General features: G+C 31.6%; 30 protein-coding genes. 2 read left to right on the forward strand and 28 right to left on the reverse strand.

The window, feature by feature from the left end; all coding sequences use genetic code 11:
* Positions 1-20 precede the first annotated feature (20 nt).
* From CLTEP_RS01175 to CLTEP_RS01290, 27 genes are all read right to left on the reverse strand, one after another.
* Entirely contained in the window at positions 21-440 is a 420-nt protein-coding gene (locus CLTEP_RS01175; RefSeq protein WP_066821298.1) for an ArpU family phage packaging/lysis transcriptional regulator, read from the reverse strand.
* Positions 437-814, reverse strand: a complete 378-nt coding sequence (locus CLTEP_RS01180) for a hypothetical protein (RefSeq protein ID WP_084364506.1) — start codon at positions 812-814, stop codon at positions 437-439. Before CLTEP_RS01180 ends, CLTEP_RS01175 begins: the two co-directional genes overlap by 4 nt.
* Positions 815-886: 72 nt before the next feature.
* Positions 887-1,084, reverse strand: coding sequence for a hypothetical protein (locus tag CLTEP_RS01185; protein WP_066821301.1), 198 nt, complete (start codon positions 1,082-1,084; stop codon positions 887-889).
* A gap of 3 nt (positions 1,085-1,087) precedes the next feature.
* Positions 1,088-1,414, reverse strand: coding sequence for a hypothetical protein (locus tag CLTEP_RS01190; protein WP_066821304.1), 327 nt, complete (start codon positions 1,412-1,414; stop codon positions 1,088-1,090).
* 4 nt (positions 1,415-1,418) lie between these two features.
* On the reverse strand, positions 1,419-1,793 hold the full coding sequence (locus CLTEP_RS01195) for a RusA family crossover junction endodeoxyribonuclease (protein ID WP_066821306.1): 375 nt from the start codon (positions 1,791-1,793) through the stop codon (positions 1,419-1,421).
* Positions 1,793-2,086, reverse strand: coding sequence for an HNH endonuclease signature motif containing protein (locus CLTEP_RS01200; protein WP_066821309.1), 294 nt, complete (start codon positions 2,084-2,086; stop codon positions 1,793-1,795). The genes CLTEP_RS01195 and CLTEP_RS01200 overlap by 1 nt, the downstream gene beginning before the upstream one ends.
* Positions 2,083-2,262 (reverse strand): hypothetical protein, encoded by a 180-nt coding sequence (locus tag CLTEP_RS01205; RefSeq protein ID WP_066821311.1) that lies wholly within the window; start codon positions 2,260-2,262, stop codon positions 2,083-2,085. The genes CLTEP_RS01200 and CLTEP_RS01205 overlap by 4 nt, the downstream gene beginning before the upstream one ends.
* A 95-nt stretch (positions 2,263-2,357) precedes the next feature.
* Positions 2,358-2,597 carry a hypothetical protein gene (locus tag CLTEP_RS01210; RefSeq protein WP_066821312.1) on the reverse strand — a complete coding sequence of 80 codons (240 nt, stop codon included), beginning with the start codon at positions 2,595-2,597 and terminating at the stop codon, positions 2,358-2,360.
* Positions 2,598-2,644: 47 nt separating this feature from the next.
* Entirely contained in the window at positions 2,645-3,370 is a 726-nt protein-coding gene (locus CLTEP_RS01215; protein ID WP_066821320.1) for a phosphoadenosine phosphosulfate reductase domain-containing protein, read from the reverse strand.
* Positions 3,371-3,595: 225 nt separating this feature from the next.
* The gene (locus tag CLTEP_RS01220) at positions 3,596-3,955 is read right to left on the reverse strand and encodes a dUTPase (protein WP_066821323.1); all 360 of its coding nucleotides are present in this window, start codon (positions 3,953-3,955) and stop codon (positions 3,596-3,598) included.
* 2 nt (positions 3,956-3,957) lie between these two features.
* The gene (locus CLTEP_RS01225; protein WP_066821325.1) at positions 3,958-4,137 is read right to left on the reverse strand and encodes a hypothetical protein; all 180 of its coding nucleotides are present in this window, start codon (positions 4,135-4,137) and stop codon (positions 3,958-3,960) included.
* Positions 4,130-4,354 carry a hypothetical protein gene (locus CLTEP_RS01230; protein ID WP_066821328.1) on the reverse strand — a complete coding sequence of 75 codons (225 nt, stop codon included), beginning with the start codon at positions 4,352-4,354 and terminating at the stop codon, positions 4,130-4,132. The genes CLTEP_RS01225 and CLTEP_RS01230 overlap by 8 nt, the downstream gene beginning before the upstream one ends.
* 25 nt (positions 4,355-4,379) lie before the next feature.
* Positions 4,380-4,568: a hypothetical protein gene (locus CLTEP_RS01235; protein WP_066821331.1), complete on the reverse strand. Its 189-nt coding sequence runs from the start codon at positions 4,566-4,568 to the stop codon at positions 4,380-4,382.
* Positions 4,569-4,584: 16 nt separating this feature from the next.
* On the reverse strand, positions 4,585-4,758 hold the full coding sequence (locus tag CLTEP_RS15050; RefSeq protein ID WP_169798780.1) for a hypothetical protein: 174 nt from the start codon (positions 4,756-4,758) through the stop codon (positions 4,585-4,587).
* Between the two features lie 29 nt (positions 4,759-4,787).
* Complete coding sequence (locus tag CLTEP_RS01240) at positions 4,788-5,192, reverse strand: single-stranded DNA-binding protein (protein ID WP_066821334.1); 405 nt, start codon at positions 5,190-5,192, stop codon at positions 4,788-4,790.
* 4 nt (positions 5,193-5,196) lie between these two features.
* A complete protein-coding gene (locus tag CLTEP_RS01245) occupies positions 5,197-5,916 on the reverse strand; it encodes an ATP-binding protein (RefSeq protein WP_084364508.1) in 720 nt (239 codons plus the stop codon).
* On the reverse strand, positions 5,879-6,652 hold the full coding sequence (locus CLTEP_RS14295; protein WP_161938335.1) for a DnaD domain protein: 774 nt from the start codon (positions 6,650-6,652) through the stop codon (positions 5,879-5,881). The genes CLTEP_RS01245 and CLTEP_RS14295 overlap by 38 nt, the downstream gene beginning before the upstream one ends.
* 175 nt (positions 6,653-6,827) lie before the next feature.
* Positions 6,828-7,556, reverse strand: coding sequence for an MBL fold metallo-hydrolase (locus CLTEP_RS01250; RefSeq protein WP_066821340.1), 729 nt, complete (start codon positions 7,554-7,556; stop codon positions 6,828-6,830).
* A gap of 1 nt (position 7,557) precedes the next feature.
* A complete protein-coding gene (bet, locus tag CLTEP_RS01255) occupies positions 7,558-8,280 on the reverse strand; it encodes a phage recombination protein Bet (protein WP_084364512.1) in 723 nt (240 codons plus the stop codon).
* Positions 8,281-10,218: an AAA family ATPase gene (locus CLTEP_RS01260; RefSeq protein WP_066821343.1), complete on the reverse strand. Its 1,938-nt coding sequence runs from the start codon at positions 10,216-10,218 to the stop codon at positions 8,281-8,283. It lies immediately after the preceding gene.
* On the reverse strand, positions 10,219-10,377 hold the full coding sequence (locus tag CLTEP_RS01265) for a flavodoxin (protein ID WP_066821347.1): 159 nt from the start codon (positions 10,375-10,377) through the stop codon (positions 10,219-10,221).
* A 10-nt stretch (positions 10,378-10,387) separates the two neighbouring features.
* A complete protein-coding gene (locus tag CLTEP_RS01270) occupies positions 10,388-10,570 on the reverse strand; it encodes a hypothetical protein (RefSeq protein ID WP_066821350.1) in 183 nt (60 codons plus the stop codon).
* Between the two features lie 18 nt (positions 10,571-10,588).
* Positions 10,589-10,885: a hypothetical protein gene (locus tag CLTEP_RS01275; RefSeq protein WP_066821352.1), complete on the reverse strand. Its 297-nt coding sequence runs from the start codon at positions 10,883-10,885 to the stop codon at positions 10,589-10,591.
* A gap of 17 nt (positions 10,886-10,902) precedes the next feature.
* Complete coding sequence (locus CLTEP_RS01280; RefSeq protein WP_066821354.1) at positions 10,903-11,157, reverse strand: hypothetical protein; 255 nt, start codon at positions 11,155-11,157, stop codon at positions 10,903-10,905.
* Positions 11,158-11,889 (reverse strand): Rha family transcriptional regulator, encoded by a 732-nt coding sequence (locus CLTEP_RS01285; RefSeq protein WP_066821355.1) that lies wholly within the window; start codon positions 11,887-11,889, stop codon positions 11,158-11,160. It lies immediately after the preceding gene.
* Positions 11,882-12,028, reverse strand: a complete 147-nt coding sequence (locus tag CLTEP_RS14805; RefSeq protein ID WP_161938336.1) for a hypothetical protein — start codon at positions 12,026-12,028, stop codon at positions 11,882-11,884. Before CLTEP_RS14805 ends, CLTEP_RS01285 begins: the two co-directional genes overlap by 8 nt.
* Positions 12,029-12,032: 4 nt before the next feature.
* Complete coding sequence (locus CLTEP_RS01290; RefSeq protein ID WP_066821358.1) at positions 12,033-12,227, reverse strand: helix-turn-helix domain-containing protein; 195 nt, start codon at positions 12,225-12,227, stop codon at positions 12,033-12,035.
* Positions 12,228-12,481: 254 nt separating this feature from the next.
* Between CLTEP_RS01290 and CLTEP_RS01295 the strand changes: the two genes are divergently transcribed.
* Positions 12,482-12,862 carry a helix-turn-helix domain-containing protein gene (locus tag CLTEP_RS01295; protein ID WP_066821360.1) on the forward strand — a complete coding sequence of 127 codons (381 nt, stop codon included), beginning with the start codon at positions 12,482-12,484 and terminating at the stop codon, positions 12,860-12,862.
* Between the two features lie 12 nt (positions 12,863-12,874).
* Positions 12,875-14,419, forward strand: a complete 1,545-nt coding sequence (locus CLTEP_RS01300; protein ID WP_066821362.1) for a recombinase family protein — start codon at positions 12,875-12,877, stop codon at positions 14,417-14,419.
* Here the strand turns inward: CLTEP_RS01300 and CLTEP_RS01305 are convergent.
* Positions 14,385-15,449: a YifB family Mg chelatase-like AAA ATPase gene (locus CLTEP_RS01305; protein WP_066821365.1), complete on the reverse strand. Its 1,065-nt coding sequence runs from the start codon at positions 15,447-15,449 to the stop codon at positions 14,385-14,387. The genes CLTEP_RS01300 and CLTEP_RS01305 overlap by 35 nt on opposite strands.
* Positions 15,450-15,508 lie beyond the last annotated feature (59 nt).

Below are 15,508 nucleotides of genomic sequence, written 5' to 3' on the forward strand. Positions count from 1 at the left end.
TATTCCTCCTTTTCTTATTCTTATAACCCGAACATTACAATTACCATCTTCCTTAACGCTTCCTGCTTGATTCTTTTAGCCGTTCTCTCACTCACGTAAATCAAATGCGTAAATTGGTAGTAGTATTTATTTTCTATGCATCTGTTAATTACAATCTCTCTTTCCGTATCGTTTAACGTATTTAAAGCTCTATCTATCTTGTTGATTAAATGTTCCATTCTTTTTATTCTATTTTCCAACTCATTTAGCTTTATAATCGTATTCTCTACTTCTGAATTGAACTTATTAGTTTTACTTACAACTTCTTTGCTTACGTCTATTGCACTGCTAGTATCCTGCAATAGCTTGTACTCCTCTTTTAGATTTTTTATACTTGCCTTTATCGACTTATAGTCTCTTAACCATTCCTCGACCTGTTTTCTCTTTTTAAACTCATTCATATGTTTTCACCTCTCAACCATTCAAAAGTTTCAATTCCTACATCGCTCTTGTGCTTATTTATGCTTTTATTAACCGCATTTTTAAAATTATAGTTAATCCCTTTTTCTAAGTATTCAAATAGCGTGTCTATTTCTTGCACTTTTTTATCCAAAAATATTTTTTCTTGCAAATTATTTACTTCTAGCTTTTCGATATTCGTTTTAAAGTTATATAACGCTTCTAAAATCGTAACTATTTGCTTATAACTTAAAATTAGATTATTTCTTTTCGGATATGCTACAATTTTAAATTCTGCTTGTTCTTCTTGCTCCTCTATGATGTCAAACAATACTATCTGTCCGTTTAACTCGTTCTCTCTTGGCTCAATTTTCATTTTTTTCACTCCCTGCCGTTAACAATGCGGCTGTAAAAAATCCTATCATGCCACCTATAAATAATCCTATAATTAATGCCATGCTTGGCACCTCCTAACTACTTGTCCATTCAGTCCGTATATAATTCCATGTTCTAAATCAATCATAGCTTTTATCCATTTTCCGTTTTTCTTATATCTACATTTATATTTTATTGAGTAATTTCTCTCGTAAAATCTGTTATTATCTAAAATGTCATTTAGTTTATCCCTCCATTCACATCCGTACATAGTTTACACCTCCGTTTGTGCCTTATACAGTGTTTGTAAACCACTAAGCTCTGCTTGTAATGCGTTCAGCATATCTCTAGCAGTTTTATACTCAACTTCTGCTAAATCCCTCTTAAACTTCTGCTCTGCAGTATTCCCACGTGCTACGTCATTTACTAATGTAACTGGTAGTTTATTATCTCTTAAAAACATAATCTCTTTTGCAAGTGCTATCCTGTATTCTTTTTCAGCAGTTGCATAAGCAACAGCATACTTATGCAACCTATTAACTCCTTCTTCTATACGTTTACTTGTGTTGTGTATTTCTTGTCCTATTTGCATCAACTCCATGTAATCACTCCACTCGTTCTATATAGATTTCTGTCCTCGGATTATTTCTGTCATAAAGCACTCTGCTGCCATCTACACTTTTAATAATTTTGTAATTATCATCCTTTAATATCCCACAATCAACTAATACATCATGTGTAGCTTCCATTAAGTTCGTAAGATCTGTTTTTCTTCTGCTTGGCATATAATATATACATTTAACGTTCACTTCATAATCTATTGGTTCTTTCAATGGTTTTATATAGTAACTACACTCTTTTGCATAATGCTTGTATTGTTGACTAGGTGCTATAAACCTCCTGCCTGTTCTTTTATTTATAAGTATCTGCTGGCTATTTTTCTTAGTTATTGGAGCTATAGGAATTATTATTTTAATCATTAATAAATTCTACCTCCCATTTTCTCTCTTACTTCTTTTTCGTTTAGTCCTTGTCTAAAATACTTTTCCTGTACTAACTTCTTTAACGCTAAATCTAATTTTCTATTTGAATGAATTTCATTGTGGCATTCTATGCAAACAGCTATACAACTTGTTAGTGTTTCATATTTCTGTCTTTTCCCTGTTCCACTCACTATGTGATGTAGCTGAAGCTTTTCCCCAAAGTACCTATTACATACTTCACAGTATCCATTTGCTCTTTCCATTACAGCTGAATATATTTTTTTATTCATAGTCCCATCTCCTTTGCTTTTTTATAGAGTAAATTCAACTTGTCCTCACATGCTTTAATATCTATTGCAGCTATATCCATGTCTGTTTGATTTAAAGCATTATTAAATTTATTTTCTGCCAGCATGAGCTCGTCTTGTATCTGCCTTATTAAACTCTTTATGTTCTCACTATTCATAATCTTTTCTCCTTTCCTACTTGACTATCATATGAGAATATTTTGTTGTGACTATATTCTCATATGATGTTATTTCCTTTGTTAATACTTTATCCTTACCCCTCCAATTCTTCTAATCCTTTAATTTCAATCTCTCCGAATTTGGGACCTTCAAAAATAATTTCACCCTTAATACCTTTTAATGCCAAGTCATTTATTAATTCGCCTGCGTATTCATCTTGTATTTCTAACTCTTCACAAATAATGTCCATATCTTGAAGTCTTACATCATCTGTTGTCTCTACAATTACCTCGTAATACTTTTTTTCTGTAAACCCAATCTTGAATTGCTTCATAATTTACCTCCTTTTAACTATCCGATTTTTTCGGATAGTTGTACTACCTATAAATCAAAAATACTTACCTGATGTTCCTCTATAAATATTTCTTCCTTAAATCTTTGTTCTAACTGTTCCAATGTATAGTCTAATCTGAATTTGTTCCAGCTTTTCTTATCCATTTCTTTGAGTTGTTCCCACAAAACTCTATGATATTTGTATAAACTCTTAAGTTCTTTTAATCCTTTCATTGGGCAACACCAACAACTTACTCTTCTAAATTGCTCATACAGTCCATCCCAATTAAACCCTTTGCTATAGCAATACTCTAAAGCTTGTTGTTCTGTAATTTTCCAGTCTATCAAGGGATATTTAATATTTTTCTCTTGGTTTTTATTTGCTCTATGTTTTTCATCCGCCGCTATCCCGTGATATTCAATAACTTTAAATCCTTGTTTTTCATAAGTTCTTAGATATCTTCTTGCAACATCTTTCTTAAGATATGAAGTACACCATCTGTTTCTCATATCTGGCCAGCCATAGCCGACCTTTCCATTCCTTTTCTTATGCTCTAACATCATATATTCGAAAGAATTTTCCGCTTTCAATACTGTTATAGATCTATTTATATACTTTTTTACTGCTGTTATATGGTCATACATAGCAGAAAACTCCATTCCGGTATCACAAAATATTATTTCATCTATTTGCATACCTTTTTCTGCCATCATTAGTAATATTGCTGTGCTATCTTTTCCACCACTAAAACTAACAATATGTTTTTCTTTCACCTTTCCACCTGCTTAGAATACATTTCATCTAAGCAGGTAACCTTTTAGGCTTCCCTTGCTCGTGTTGGTTAGACACTTACGCAACTATTCAAGGTTTTACGTTTTGTTAGCACACCCTCACGCCTTTTAAAACAAGACCAGCTTGTTAATGGTTCGATGATGCAACCTCAGGCTCGCAACCTAGTCTACTAGGATTGGAAAGGCTCCTATCATTTTGGTAAGACATTAATACCCTTCCTCCTGTCTTCTGTAATTCTCTTTATGTTTCTTAATGTATGCGTTCTCTATTTCATCTGCAGTGAATTTAAGTGTATTCGCTATGCTAAACATAAAGTGCATACAGTCTGCGTATTCGTCTAGTAATCTCTCTTTTGGCTCCATTCCTTTACTACTCCAATACTTAAAGCACCTAGTTGCATTTGCTAACTCGCTCACTTCCACTTGCAATGCTAATAATCTATTTGCAAGAAACTCCATATCATTTCCATCAACTTGTGCTAGCCCTTCTTCGGTTGTGTTGAACTGCATATCCACTATATACTGGTCCAGTTCTTCTTGCATTTTTAAAAGTTCCTTAATCTCCACTTTTATTTACCTCCTATAAACATTTTTATAAACTCTTTATGCCCTACATTATGCCTTATACACGCTTCTTCTATTGCTTGTCCTAAAACTTCCTCATAGCTTTTATTCTGTTCGTCCGCAAGCTGATACGCTAATGCCACTGCAGTATTTATAATTCTTCTCCTAAGAGATGACTTATCCATTTACTTTCACATCCTTTATTTCTAAGCATTCGAGGTCTACCCAATTAAAACTTTCTCTCCATATTCCAATATCAATTGTAAAAAAATTTTCATTTGCAAATATTACTTTTCCTTTGTAGTTTATCTTTTTCTTAAACCAAGAAGGGTGAAAATTAAAAGATACTTTATCCCCTACATTGAATATTTTTCTATTCTTTGCCCCATTTCTTGCTATCATATCTTTGTACCTCCAACTAAATTAATTAATCCTCTCCTATTAATTGCTTATAGGTTGTAATATATCTTGATATTCTTTCTAATTCATATTTAACTACTGGCACTGTGATTTCATTATGAAAAGCTATATCTTTAGTTAAATCATCAATGTCTTTTTCTACGCTTAATATTAATAATTTATAGTCATGTTCTTTATTCCCATTTAACCCTTCCATCATTACCCTCCTTTAATTAATTTTCTTTTTCACTTTCTTCTGCTTCTTTATACCATTCACTTATGCCTTCTTCAAAGCTGAAACACTTGCCATTTTTATCAAGGCAAACTAGCTTTTCTTTCATATTCAAAGTACACATATCTTCCCAGTAATACTTGCATTTATCATTTTGGCAATGTATAAATCCCATTTAATCACCTTCTATTTTATTTTTAAAAACTAAAATGGTATGTCCTCATCATCCACCGGTGTTACATCCGGACCATAATCAAAATTATTATTCTCGTTTTCATTGCTAGCCTGCTTATTTCCGTAATCCAAAAACTGCACTTCATCAGCTACTACCTCAGTAACATATCTTCTCGTTCCATCCTTAGCCTCATAGCTTCTAGTCTGTATTCTTCCGCTAATACCTATAAGTCTTCCTTTGCTCATGTAATTAGCCGTGTTTTCTGCTATCTTCCCCCATACAACAACAGGAATAAAATCTGCTTCGGGTTGCCCTTCCTTCTTGAACCTTCTATCAACTGCAATTGTAAAAGTGGTAACTGCTGTTCCACTACCTGGAATAAATCGTAAATCCGGGTCTTTAGTTAGTCTACCAATTAACACTACTTTATTCATTTTATTACTCCTCTCTTAATCTATAATTATTTTCTTTTCCTTCTATCTGCACTATATATTTTTTGCACATTTCATATATTCTACTTCCAACTGCTTCATCAAAATTTAGTAGACGTTCTATCGTAAATTCTGAACTAACTATTATCGGTAAATAGTTTAAATATCTATAATTAACTATCTCGAACATTATATTTATATCTGATTCTGTAATCTTGCCTTTATATAAATCGTCTATAAGTAACACTTTTGCTGTTTGGTATTTGCTTAGTTGTTTTGCATAGTATTCTTTATCTAACATGTTTTGCTTTATAGAAGTAATTACATCTCTGTATGGCATGTAGACTACTGATATTCTCTTTTTTTCTAAAAAATTAACTGCCAAAGCTAAACTTAAATGAGTTTTTCCACTACCAACTTGTCCTAGAAATGCTATGCTATTATGTCTATCCTTTTTAATATTCTCGAAATCCTTGTAATATTTTATTGCTGTATCTTTTGCGTATTTCGTTATGTCATTATATATCTTATAGCTGCTGAAAGTTTGTTTAGCCTGTTCGGGATTTATACCAGCTTTTATCCATATTTTTTTAGCAATCTCGATTTCTTGGCATTTGCATCTTTGCATAATTGGTTGGCTACCTTCTACTTCTTTGATTATAAAGCCAGTATCTTTGCATACAGGGCACTTATATAAGTTCTTTCTCGAGTTCTGCTCGTTCTTCATCTGTGAGTTCAATAGATTTTTGTGGTTTAAATCCTGCCCACTTTCCCTTACTTTCGCCAGTATTCTGTCTAGCGCCTCCACGTTTTGCACCTTCTTTCTTTTGCTTAATACCGTTTGCTTTCCAGTTCTCTAATATACCTTTAACGTAATTGTAGTTATGCTTTCCATTTTCATCTGCAACTTCTGCTGCTTTCATTACCCATTCTTTGCTATAGATTTCAACATCTACTGCAATCTTTTCTAGCAAGTTAAGACTAATTAAGAAATTACATTTTTCAAAATGTTTAAATACTTCAACATTGCTCTTATTACTACAACTACTACTATATTCATTATTTAGTTTATTTCTTTTATTAGTTAGTTCATTATTTAGTAGTATGCGATTTTCCGTTTTCGGTTTTCCCGTTTTCGGATTATCCGTTTTTGGAAAATCGCATTTCGGTAATTCATATATCACATATTCATACCCTTTAAATTTACCGTTTTCATCTCTTAGTCTTTCTCTTGTTATATATCCAGCATTCATCAATTCTTTTAGCCCTGTTCGTACAGAAGCAATTCCGTCTGTACTATGTTCTGCGATTTCTTCCTCGTAGAATTGCCAATCGTCTGGTCTACTAAGGCAATAACTTAATATTCCTTTAGCTTTATAGCTTAATCTATTGTCGTAAATTCCATATTTATTAAGCATTACGTAAGGATTATTTTTATCTTTATGCACTCTATAAACTGCCAAAATACCACCTTCCACTACATTTTTTCTAACACGCATACACTTGTAAAAATGTGTAATGCATGTTAGAATAGGGTTAAGAGCTTTGCCGAGCTCTCAACCGAATAAAGTTTTAGTTTTTAGTGTCCTTATGCGAGGGCACTTTGTTAGTTATGGGCTTGTTCTTCAGTTATCATACTTACACCTCCAATTCTATCTCTAAACCTTTATTAGCAATATAAACTGGCTTACCAGTAAACTTTTCAACTTCTGTTTTAAACCCCACAGCGTTACTATTTCTATCGCTTAAATGTATAAGTATTATTTCTTTCACTGCCTTCACGTCTGTAGCGTTTAAAAAGCCTTTTACATTTGCTAGCGAAAAATGAGATTTCAAAAGTCTATTCTTTAAGCTGTTTGGTATTAATCCTTGTTCTAAGTTTTCTTTCAATATTTCATCCGAGTAATTACATTCGACTAAAATATGATTTAAGTCATGGAATTTATATTTGCAGTAATAACTATCAGTGATGAATAGCAAATTCCCTATCTCTTTGTGATAGATTAAAAAGCCTAAAGGTTCTGCAGCATCATGCTGTGTTTCGAACGGAAGTATTATAAAACTCCCTATTTTAGTTACCTTCTCACTTTCTAATAGTTTTACTCTGTATCCAGTAACCCCACAAGTTTCTGCTGTTCCTTTGCTCGTATAGATATCTATTCCGTTCTTCATTAAGTCCTGTATCGCTTTAGAATGGTCCTTATGCTCATGGCTGACCAAACACCCTACCACCTTGTTTAAATAAAAATTTAAGCCTTTTAAGATTTTCTTGTAAGATATTCCGCATTCCAATATTAAAGTTTCTTCTTTTCCTTGGAGTAAATAGCAATTTCCGCTACTGCCACTCCATAACACTTTTAATTTCATCTTAGAATCCTGGCCCTTCCACTATTGTTTGCTCGGCTTTTGTCTCTTCCTCCGATTCAACATCTATCACTTCTTTATTGTCTATATCTATGCTTAAAGGTTTCGAATTTGCTTTTTCGTTAATTTCTTCTTGAACTTCATTTTCGACCGCAACATCAACAACAGCATTAGTTTCTTCTTCCATGTATAACGCTCCTAAATCCACAGGGAAAGCTTCTCTTAATGCCTGTACTATTGCAACCTTACGTATCATGGTTTTAGGCATTTTCTTCCACGTCGATTGTCCTCTGTTGTATTCTTCAAAGCTTACTTTTGAGACATAAGGATACTTTCTATCTTTTCTATAAACCTCGGCCCATGCTCCTAATAGAATATCACCTTTTAAAGTAAAGCTTCCTTCAACTTCAATAATATCATTTCCTCTTTGAACAATAAGTCCAGCCCTCATTCCATCGAAATTATGATTAGCTTCTGCTTTTTTCATATAAGCCTCTTTGCTAGTAATTATTTGTGCAGGAGAACCTTTGAACTTAACCAAGTATGCTTCATTCAAAAATGGATTTAACTTTTGATATCTACAAAGATTGATAAACATTACAACTTCTTGATCTGTAACAGTATCATTTCCTTTTGTCAAATATTTTTTGACTGTATTGCCTGTAAGCTTCACTTCCTCACCATTAACTATAAAACTACATTCTTTTGTCATTAATTCATTCGCCAATTAAATCCCCTCCACTCTTATTTTTTTATCTTTACTAACTATAAGATTTATAATTTGACTATTACATTCTATTAACTTATTTATGCTCTCTCTGTTGTCTATAATAACAGGGGTGGATATATTGTAATGCTTAGTTAAAGTATTAATTATGTCTAACCCTGCATTTATTTGACTTGCAGTATTAGCACTTCCAAAAGGCACTCCATTTATTAATGCTTCACACGTTTCACTAAGTCCGCCATTTATCTGCATGTCAAACAATTTAAAACTTACGTGTTTAAATTTGCTATTTATGCTATCTTCTAAAAGCTCAACTTTAGTCTTTATGAACTCCTCACACAGAAATTCTTGACCTTCTAATTCAGCCATTTTTTGTGCCAGTTCTTTTTCTTTATCCATTAATTCTTTTATTCTTACTTTTGTTTTTTCGTTTTGTTCCTTATAAGCTAGTTGACTATTAATTTCTTCGAGTTCTTTGTCTAGTTGCATTTTTTTTATTTTAAGTTCTTTAATTTCATTGTCAATTCTTGGGCTTGAAAGTTTTGTTTCTAACTCTTTAATCTGTTTCAATACTTCTTGATATTCTTTATTATTTTCTAAATCTATAGATGGTGTGAAATTATCAATTTTAGCCTTTCTTTCAGCCAAAATCTCATTTACTTCTTCTATTTTTTTTACTGCAGAATTTTTCTCAATTTTTAATCTTTCTATTCCAAATTTAAATTCTTCCATTTTCTCTTTCTTTTGTTTTCCAGTTGTATTTATTGCAGCTAGTTTTTCAGCTTTATTTTGATTGAAGTTTTCTATCATTTCAGTTTTCTTAGCTTTAATGTCATGTTCTTCAAGCGGTCTTTTACATGTAGGACATATAAAACTTTCTTCAGGTATGTTCAAAGTTTCTTGATTTACCAAATTCCATTCATTTCTTAATTTTTCAAGTTCCTCTTCTATACTAGATACAAAACTTTCTTTACTCGCTATATCTGTTTCTAATTTGTATAGCTGCATTTTAAGCTTCGATTTTTCTTTTTCTGCTTCTCTTAACTCGAATTCTAGTTGTTTAAGCGGTTCTTCGGCTTTATCTTTTGCCACATATTCAATATCTTTTAGCTTAGATTTAAGTTTATATAATTTATCTTGCTTTTTAAGAAATTCTTCGTTAATTTTACTGCTATTTAGTAGCTTATCTTCTGTATTTTTTATTGCAGCTATAATGCCACGTTTTCTAAATTCTAAAGCTTCAAAATCTAACTTATGGATAGAATTATTTAATTCATCTATTCTGTATGGAATAGACTTAATTTCATCGTTTAATGCTTTTTTACGTGCCATAATTGATTTTTTAAGAGTATCAATATCTTTATCTACCAATAACTGTTCTAACGCTTTTAAATCGCAATTGAACTCAATAATTCTAGCTTCAGTAATATCTCCAATTATGTCTAATAAAACTTTTCTCCTATCCTGCCACTTCATCATGTTACTAAAATAGAGTGGATTACTAATCAATTTGAATAAATTCTCGTCAATTATGTCGTTTATCTTTTTTTGATATTCGCTTTTCTTTACTGGAACTCCATTAATGTGATATAGTGTTGTATGCCCAGTAAATTCTTTTGTTGCTTCACCACGTTTTCTGGCCCACTTCTCTTTGTAGATTTTAGACAATGTAATATCCGTACCATCTACGTTCAATACTCCTGTTACTTCATGCTCTAAACCATGGATTACATTTCCGTTATTATCTATTGTTTTAATATCAAAGTCTTTTCTATCTCTGCTATCTTTATCAAATAGTAACCACGTAAAAGCGTCAAAAATCGTTGTTTTTCCAGTAGCGTTTTCGCCGTAAATATTAGTTACTCTCCCGAAGTCTATGCTCATATCTTTTATGCCTTTGAAGTTTTTAATCTTCAAAGATTTTAAAATTATATTCATCTAATTCCTCCCCTTTAATTCTCTATTCCACTTTCTTAATTGCTTTATCTCTGCATTATTCTTATTAATTTTCTCTTGTAGCTTTTTGTTCTCTTGTTTTAAGAACATAATGTCCTTCTCATGTAGTTTTATATTCCAATCTTTTGTTTCTTTAATCATTCAACCCCTCCTATGCACATTTTCTTAACAATTTCACACTTCTAACTGCTATATCTAATACATACTCTAAGTCTGTATGCTTTTTAAAGCTAACTCTGTTAAACTTAATGTCGTCTTCTGTAATTTGCATTATCACTGCAAATTCTGCATTGCTAAGATGTCCTATTCTCCTTTCTAGTAATTGTTTTAGCATCTTCTTGCCTCCTTTTCATTAGATTTCCTCCATTTCCTTTTCCGTTTCCGCAATGCTATCCTCTAAAATTTTCATAAGAACTTGTCCTAGTTCTGCATATTTTGTCATTGGAATAAGCGTATAATTAATTTCATAGCTTCCTCCGATATAAATTTCTAGTTTTAAGCTTAAATCTTTAATATTCTTAGCCTCTTCTATGTCTTTTTGATAACCCTTTAATTTCATTTTATCCCGCTCCAAATCATACTTTCTTCGTTCTAATTCTTCATACTTTTTAACTCTAGTTTTTAAATATTCCATTGTCTTTTTATCCATAATCTCACCTCCCTCATCTACTCTAAATCCTCGAATAATTCTTTTAGTACAACTAATTCCTCGCTTTCTTCTGTATAAGCTGCTATTGGCAAGTATTCACTGTTATAAATTCTAATTACCCCATCATCTAATCCAAACATTACATAGTAATCAGATAGTGCTATACCTCTTTCGACTACTACACCCGCTTTATTTTGCGTAACCGTGTCACCGCAAGCTACAATCCCATCTGCAAGTTTCCAAAATAATTTTTTAACTTCAAATTTATTCATTTAGATTACCTCCTCTATGTTTACTTGATTATTGCATTCCTCTATTTCTCTTAAAAGTTTCCCTTGTACTTGCCAATTTTCTAAATGTTCTTTAGCCTTATCAAAATCTTTTCTAGGTGTATTTCTATAGCTATTGATTCCAAAATAGTCTTTAAAATCTTTCCAAACCTTAGAAAAAACCTTTGTTCTGATACCTTTGTTCTTATAAGCAGAAGCATTTTTACCTCCTAGAGCTTGTACAGCTTTTCTCTTTGCAATATCACCTAAGATTTTTTGTTGTCCGAAGTCTATTGTCATGTTATTTTCTAAGTTTTCCACTCTATTATCTATTTCTGTAAGTTTCTCTTCGTGCGTTTCTAAAACTTGATAGTGAAGTTTTAGCTCTTGTATAGGTGAGAGTTGCTTTTGCTCTTTTAATTTCTGCTCCATCTTGTTAAACGCTTCGATATATTTTAGTTTCCACTCTAAAGCCTTCGCTCCAGTAAAGCCCATTACCAAAAGTGAAAATCCATCTCGTGTTAATAGGTATTCCTTTCTCATTTCTCCCTTATTATCTTTATATTTACCAGGTATAAAGTAACGAACGGATTTTTCCGTTGGTTGAATTTCTTTTATCAACTTATCAATTTTTTCTAGTACATCACTATGCCTTTTCCCAAAATCCTTTTCTACTTGTCTGCTTGTTACAACAAGTTGTCCATCTTTGTTAAAAATGTTTACTAAGTTACTCATGCTTTACCTCCTCTTTGTACTCGTACTCGTCGTTACCCATAACTTTTAGCACGGCTTCTCGTGCTTTGTCTTCGCCAGAAGCACTTTTTGTAATGCATATTCTCCTCTTGCCATTAATTATTTCTGTTCTTACTTGCATGTAATCACTCCTTTAATGCTTTGTAAATTTCTGTTACTTCTACACCTAAAACATTTGCAATTTTAAGCGCTGTTGTAAATTTTGGTTCCTTTCTTTTGCCATTTATTAATTCTGATATCGTTGCTTGTCCTATTTTCGCCTCCTTTGCTACTCTATAATTTGTAAGACCCTTCTGTCTTATCATTTCGCTTAAGTTCACATTTTCACCACCTTTTGCTCTCAAATTAATTTCGTTTCCGAAACTATGCTTAAATTATATTTCACAATTCGAAAATATACAACATTCATTTTTCGCTATTTTCAGTTATTTTTTTAAATTATTTTAATTATTCTCAATTTTTCTTTGATTTTCGTATATTTTCATTGTCGAAACTATTTCATTGACTAAAGTAAAAATTAATGGTAAACTATTTCCGTAAACAAAAATATAAATAAAAAGGAGCGATAAACAATATGGATAATAATATATCTATAATAGGGTTGAATATAAAAAGAATTAGGCAAGAAAAAGGTATTAGTGCATATAGATTAGCAAAAGAAGCTAATGTTGGTGCTTCTACTATAAGCCAAATTGAAAGTGGGAAGAGGCAGAGTTTAAATACAAAAACTATAGAAAAAATAGCAAATGTGTTAGGAGTTGCAACAGATGAATTACTTAGTGTTGAAGAAGATGTTGAGTATATAGTGACAGATGTTGAACAAACAATGCATCTAGTACTTAGTTCAGATGAGCTAACGTTAGACGACATTGAAATGAGTGCAGAGGAAAAGGCTCAACTGAAAATGGCTATTGAAATAGCATTAAATTCTATTAGGAAACAGAGAAAAAAATAAGGAGGTATAAAAGTGAAAAAAGTCGCTCTATATTGCAGGGTTTCTTCAGATGACCAAAAAGAAAGAGATACAATTGAAAACCAAGTTGAAATTCTACATACATATATTGAAATGAAAGAAAATTTAGAAATATACAACGAATACTTAGACAATGGTATTTCTGGAACTGTTGCATTCGAGCAACGACCAGCAGGAAAACAACTTATTGAAGATGCTTCAAAAGGAATGTTTAACACTGTGTTAGTTTGGAAAATCGACCGTTTTGGGAGAGATACATTAAGCGGCTTAAATGCAGTTGAAATGCTACGAAAATACGATATTGAAATACTTAGTGTAACCGAGCCTTTCGATTTAAATACATCAACTGGTCGTTTCCAATTCATTACTTATCTTAACATGGCCGAACTTGAAAGAAATAATATCTTAGATAGAATGTACTTAGGAGCAACTAGAGCGGCCAAAAAGGGGAAATGGATGGGTGGAATAGTGCCTTATGGCTATATTATTAACAAAAAAGGATATCTCGAAATAAATAAAGAAGAAGCGGAAATAATAAAGAAGATTTTCAGAATGTATACCGAAAATAAAATGAGCACTATAGATATAGCAATATATTTGAATAATGCTAATATACTAAGTAGTTGTGGAAAAGGCAAAGGCAAACGCACTAAAGGTATTACTGGTAAGTGGAGATCAGGGAGCATACAAAGGATATTATCAAATACAACTTATAAAGGATTACATTATTACGGTAAAAGAAGCACAAGAAGAAAAGAATTAATTGTCCGTAAAGTTCCAGCTATAATATCAGAAAAAGTATGGGAAAAAGCTCAAGCTCAGAAAAAAGAAAATTTTATAATTAGCAAGAGAAATCTAAAAAGAGAATTTTTATTAAGAAAGATGATAAAATGCAAGCGTTGTGGAAAAACTTATTATGGTGTTAGCTACAAAAATAGAAGTGATGTATATGTTTGTAGTGGGAAAAGAAATGAATACGTAAAGATGTATGGTATTAAATGCGACAACGTTAATGTGAATGCAGATATGCTTGAGGAACAAATTTGGAATGATTGTTTACATATATTAAAAAAATACGATTATTATGTTGAACAAATGAAAAAAAGAGCCGGCAACTCCAACGAAGATATTGATAGTGATTTAAAAAAATTAAGAAAAGCTCTTAATGATAAGAAGTCAGAAAAGAACAACATATTAACTTTATTCAGAAAAAATATTATTTCCGAAGAAGAAGTTGAAGAACAATTAAGAGATATAAAAAGAGAAGAAAAAAGCATTTCGAATTTAATTGAATCATTGGAAAATAAGATTAATAATCGTAAACACAAAGATGAACTCATATCTACTGTTTCTAGTAAATTAAAAACATATTATAACAAACTAGATAACTTAACATATGAGGATAAATATGATTTAGTAAGGCTGTTAGTTAAGAGCATTGAAGTAGAAACCGTTGTTGAAGACGGTCAAAAAGTTCCAAACATCCATGTAGTATACAACTTAGTCAAACTTGATACCTACACGGACACGGATTCATAGCCGCAACGAGCATAAAATTGGATGGATATTTAACTTTACCATATGCTCTTGTAATTTCAACAAATTTATCTTCTAATGGCTGTCTTAATAATTCTAATACATTTTTTTTAAATTCGAGTATCTCATCAAGAAATAGTACCCCATTATGTGCAAGTGAAACTTCACCGGGAGTAACCCTATTTCCTCCCCCAATCAATCCTGCCGGAGTTACTGTATGATGTGGATTTCTAAATGGTCTGAAAAATTCAACACCATTTTTGCCTCGTAAATTTCCCGATACACTATAAATCTTAGTAACTTCTAATGCCTCATCATAATCTAAATTTGGTAATATTGTAGGTATTCTCTGTGCAAGCATAGATTTTCCTGAACCAGGTGGACCAAACATTATAATGTTATGATTTCCTGCAGCAGCTATTTCTAATGCTCTCTTAGAACTGTTCTGACCACACACATCTCTAAAATCAATATTATATTCTTTTTCCTTTCTTATAACTTCATTTTTATAAGGCATTAAATCTCTATACTGAAAAAAATGAATTACTTGGTTTAAATTGTTAAAAGGATAAATATTTTTATCTCTAATAAGCGAACATTCATCAATATTGTGTATAGGAATAATAAAATCTTCAAAATTTTTATTGATACCTTCAATTACAATAGGAAGAGCACCTCTAATTTCATTTAATTCACCTGATAATGCCAATTCTCCAACAAATAAAAATTTTTCAACATCACATATATTTATTTGCTCTGATGCTAAAAGTATACCTACTGCAATTGGTAAATCAAACAAAGAACCTTCCTTTCTCAAATCAGCAGGTGCTAAATTTACGGTGATTCTTCCTAGTGGAAATTCAAAAGAAGAATTTTCAATAGCAGATCTAACTCTTTCTTTAGATTCTTTTATAGACATGTCTCCTAAACCTACAATATTGAATGATGGTAATCCCTTTGAAATATCAACTTCTACAGTTACAATATTACCATCAATTCCATTAAATGATGCACTGAATAACTTTATCGACATTTAATCATCCCCTAAATATTTTATAAATAAATTATTGACACTAATTGAAAAATATATAA

Source organism: Clostridium tepidiprofundi DSM 19306 (assembly GCF_001594005.1).
Lineage (GTDB): Bacteria > Bacillota > Clostridia > Clostridiales > Clostridiaceae > Clostridium_AC > Clostridium_AC tepidiprofundi.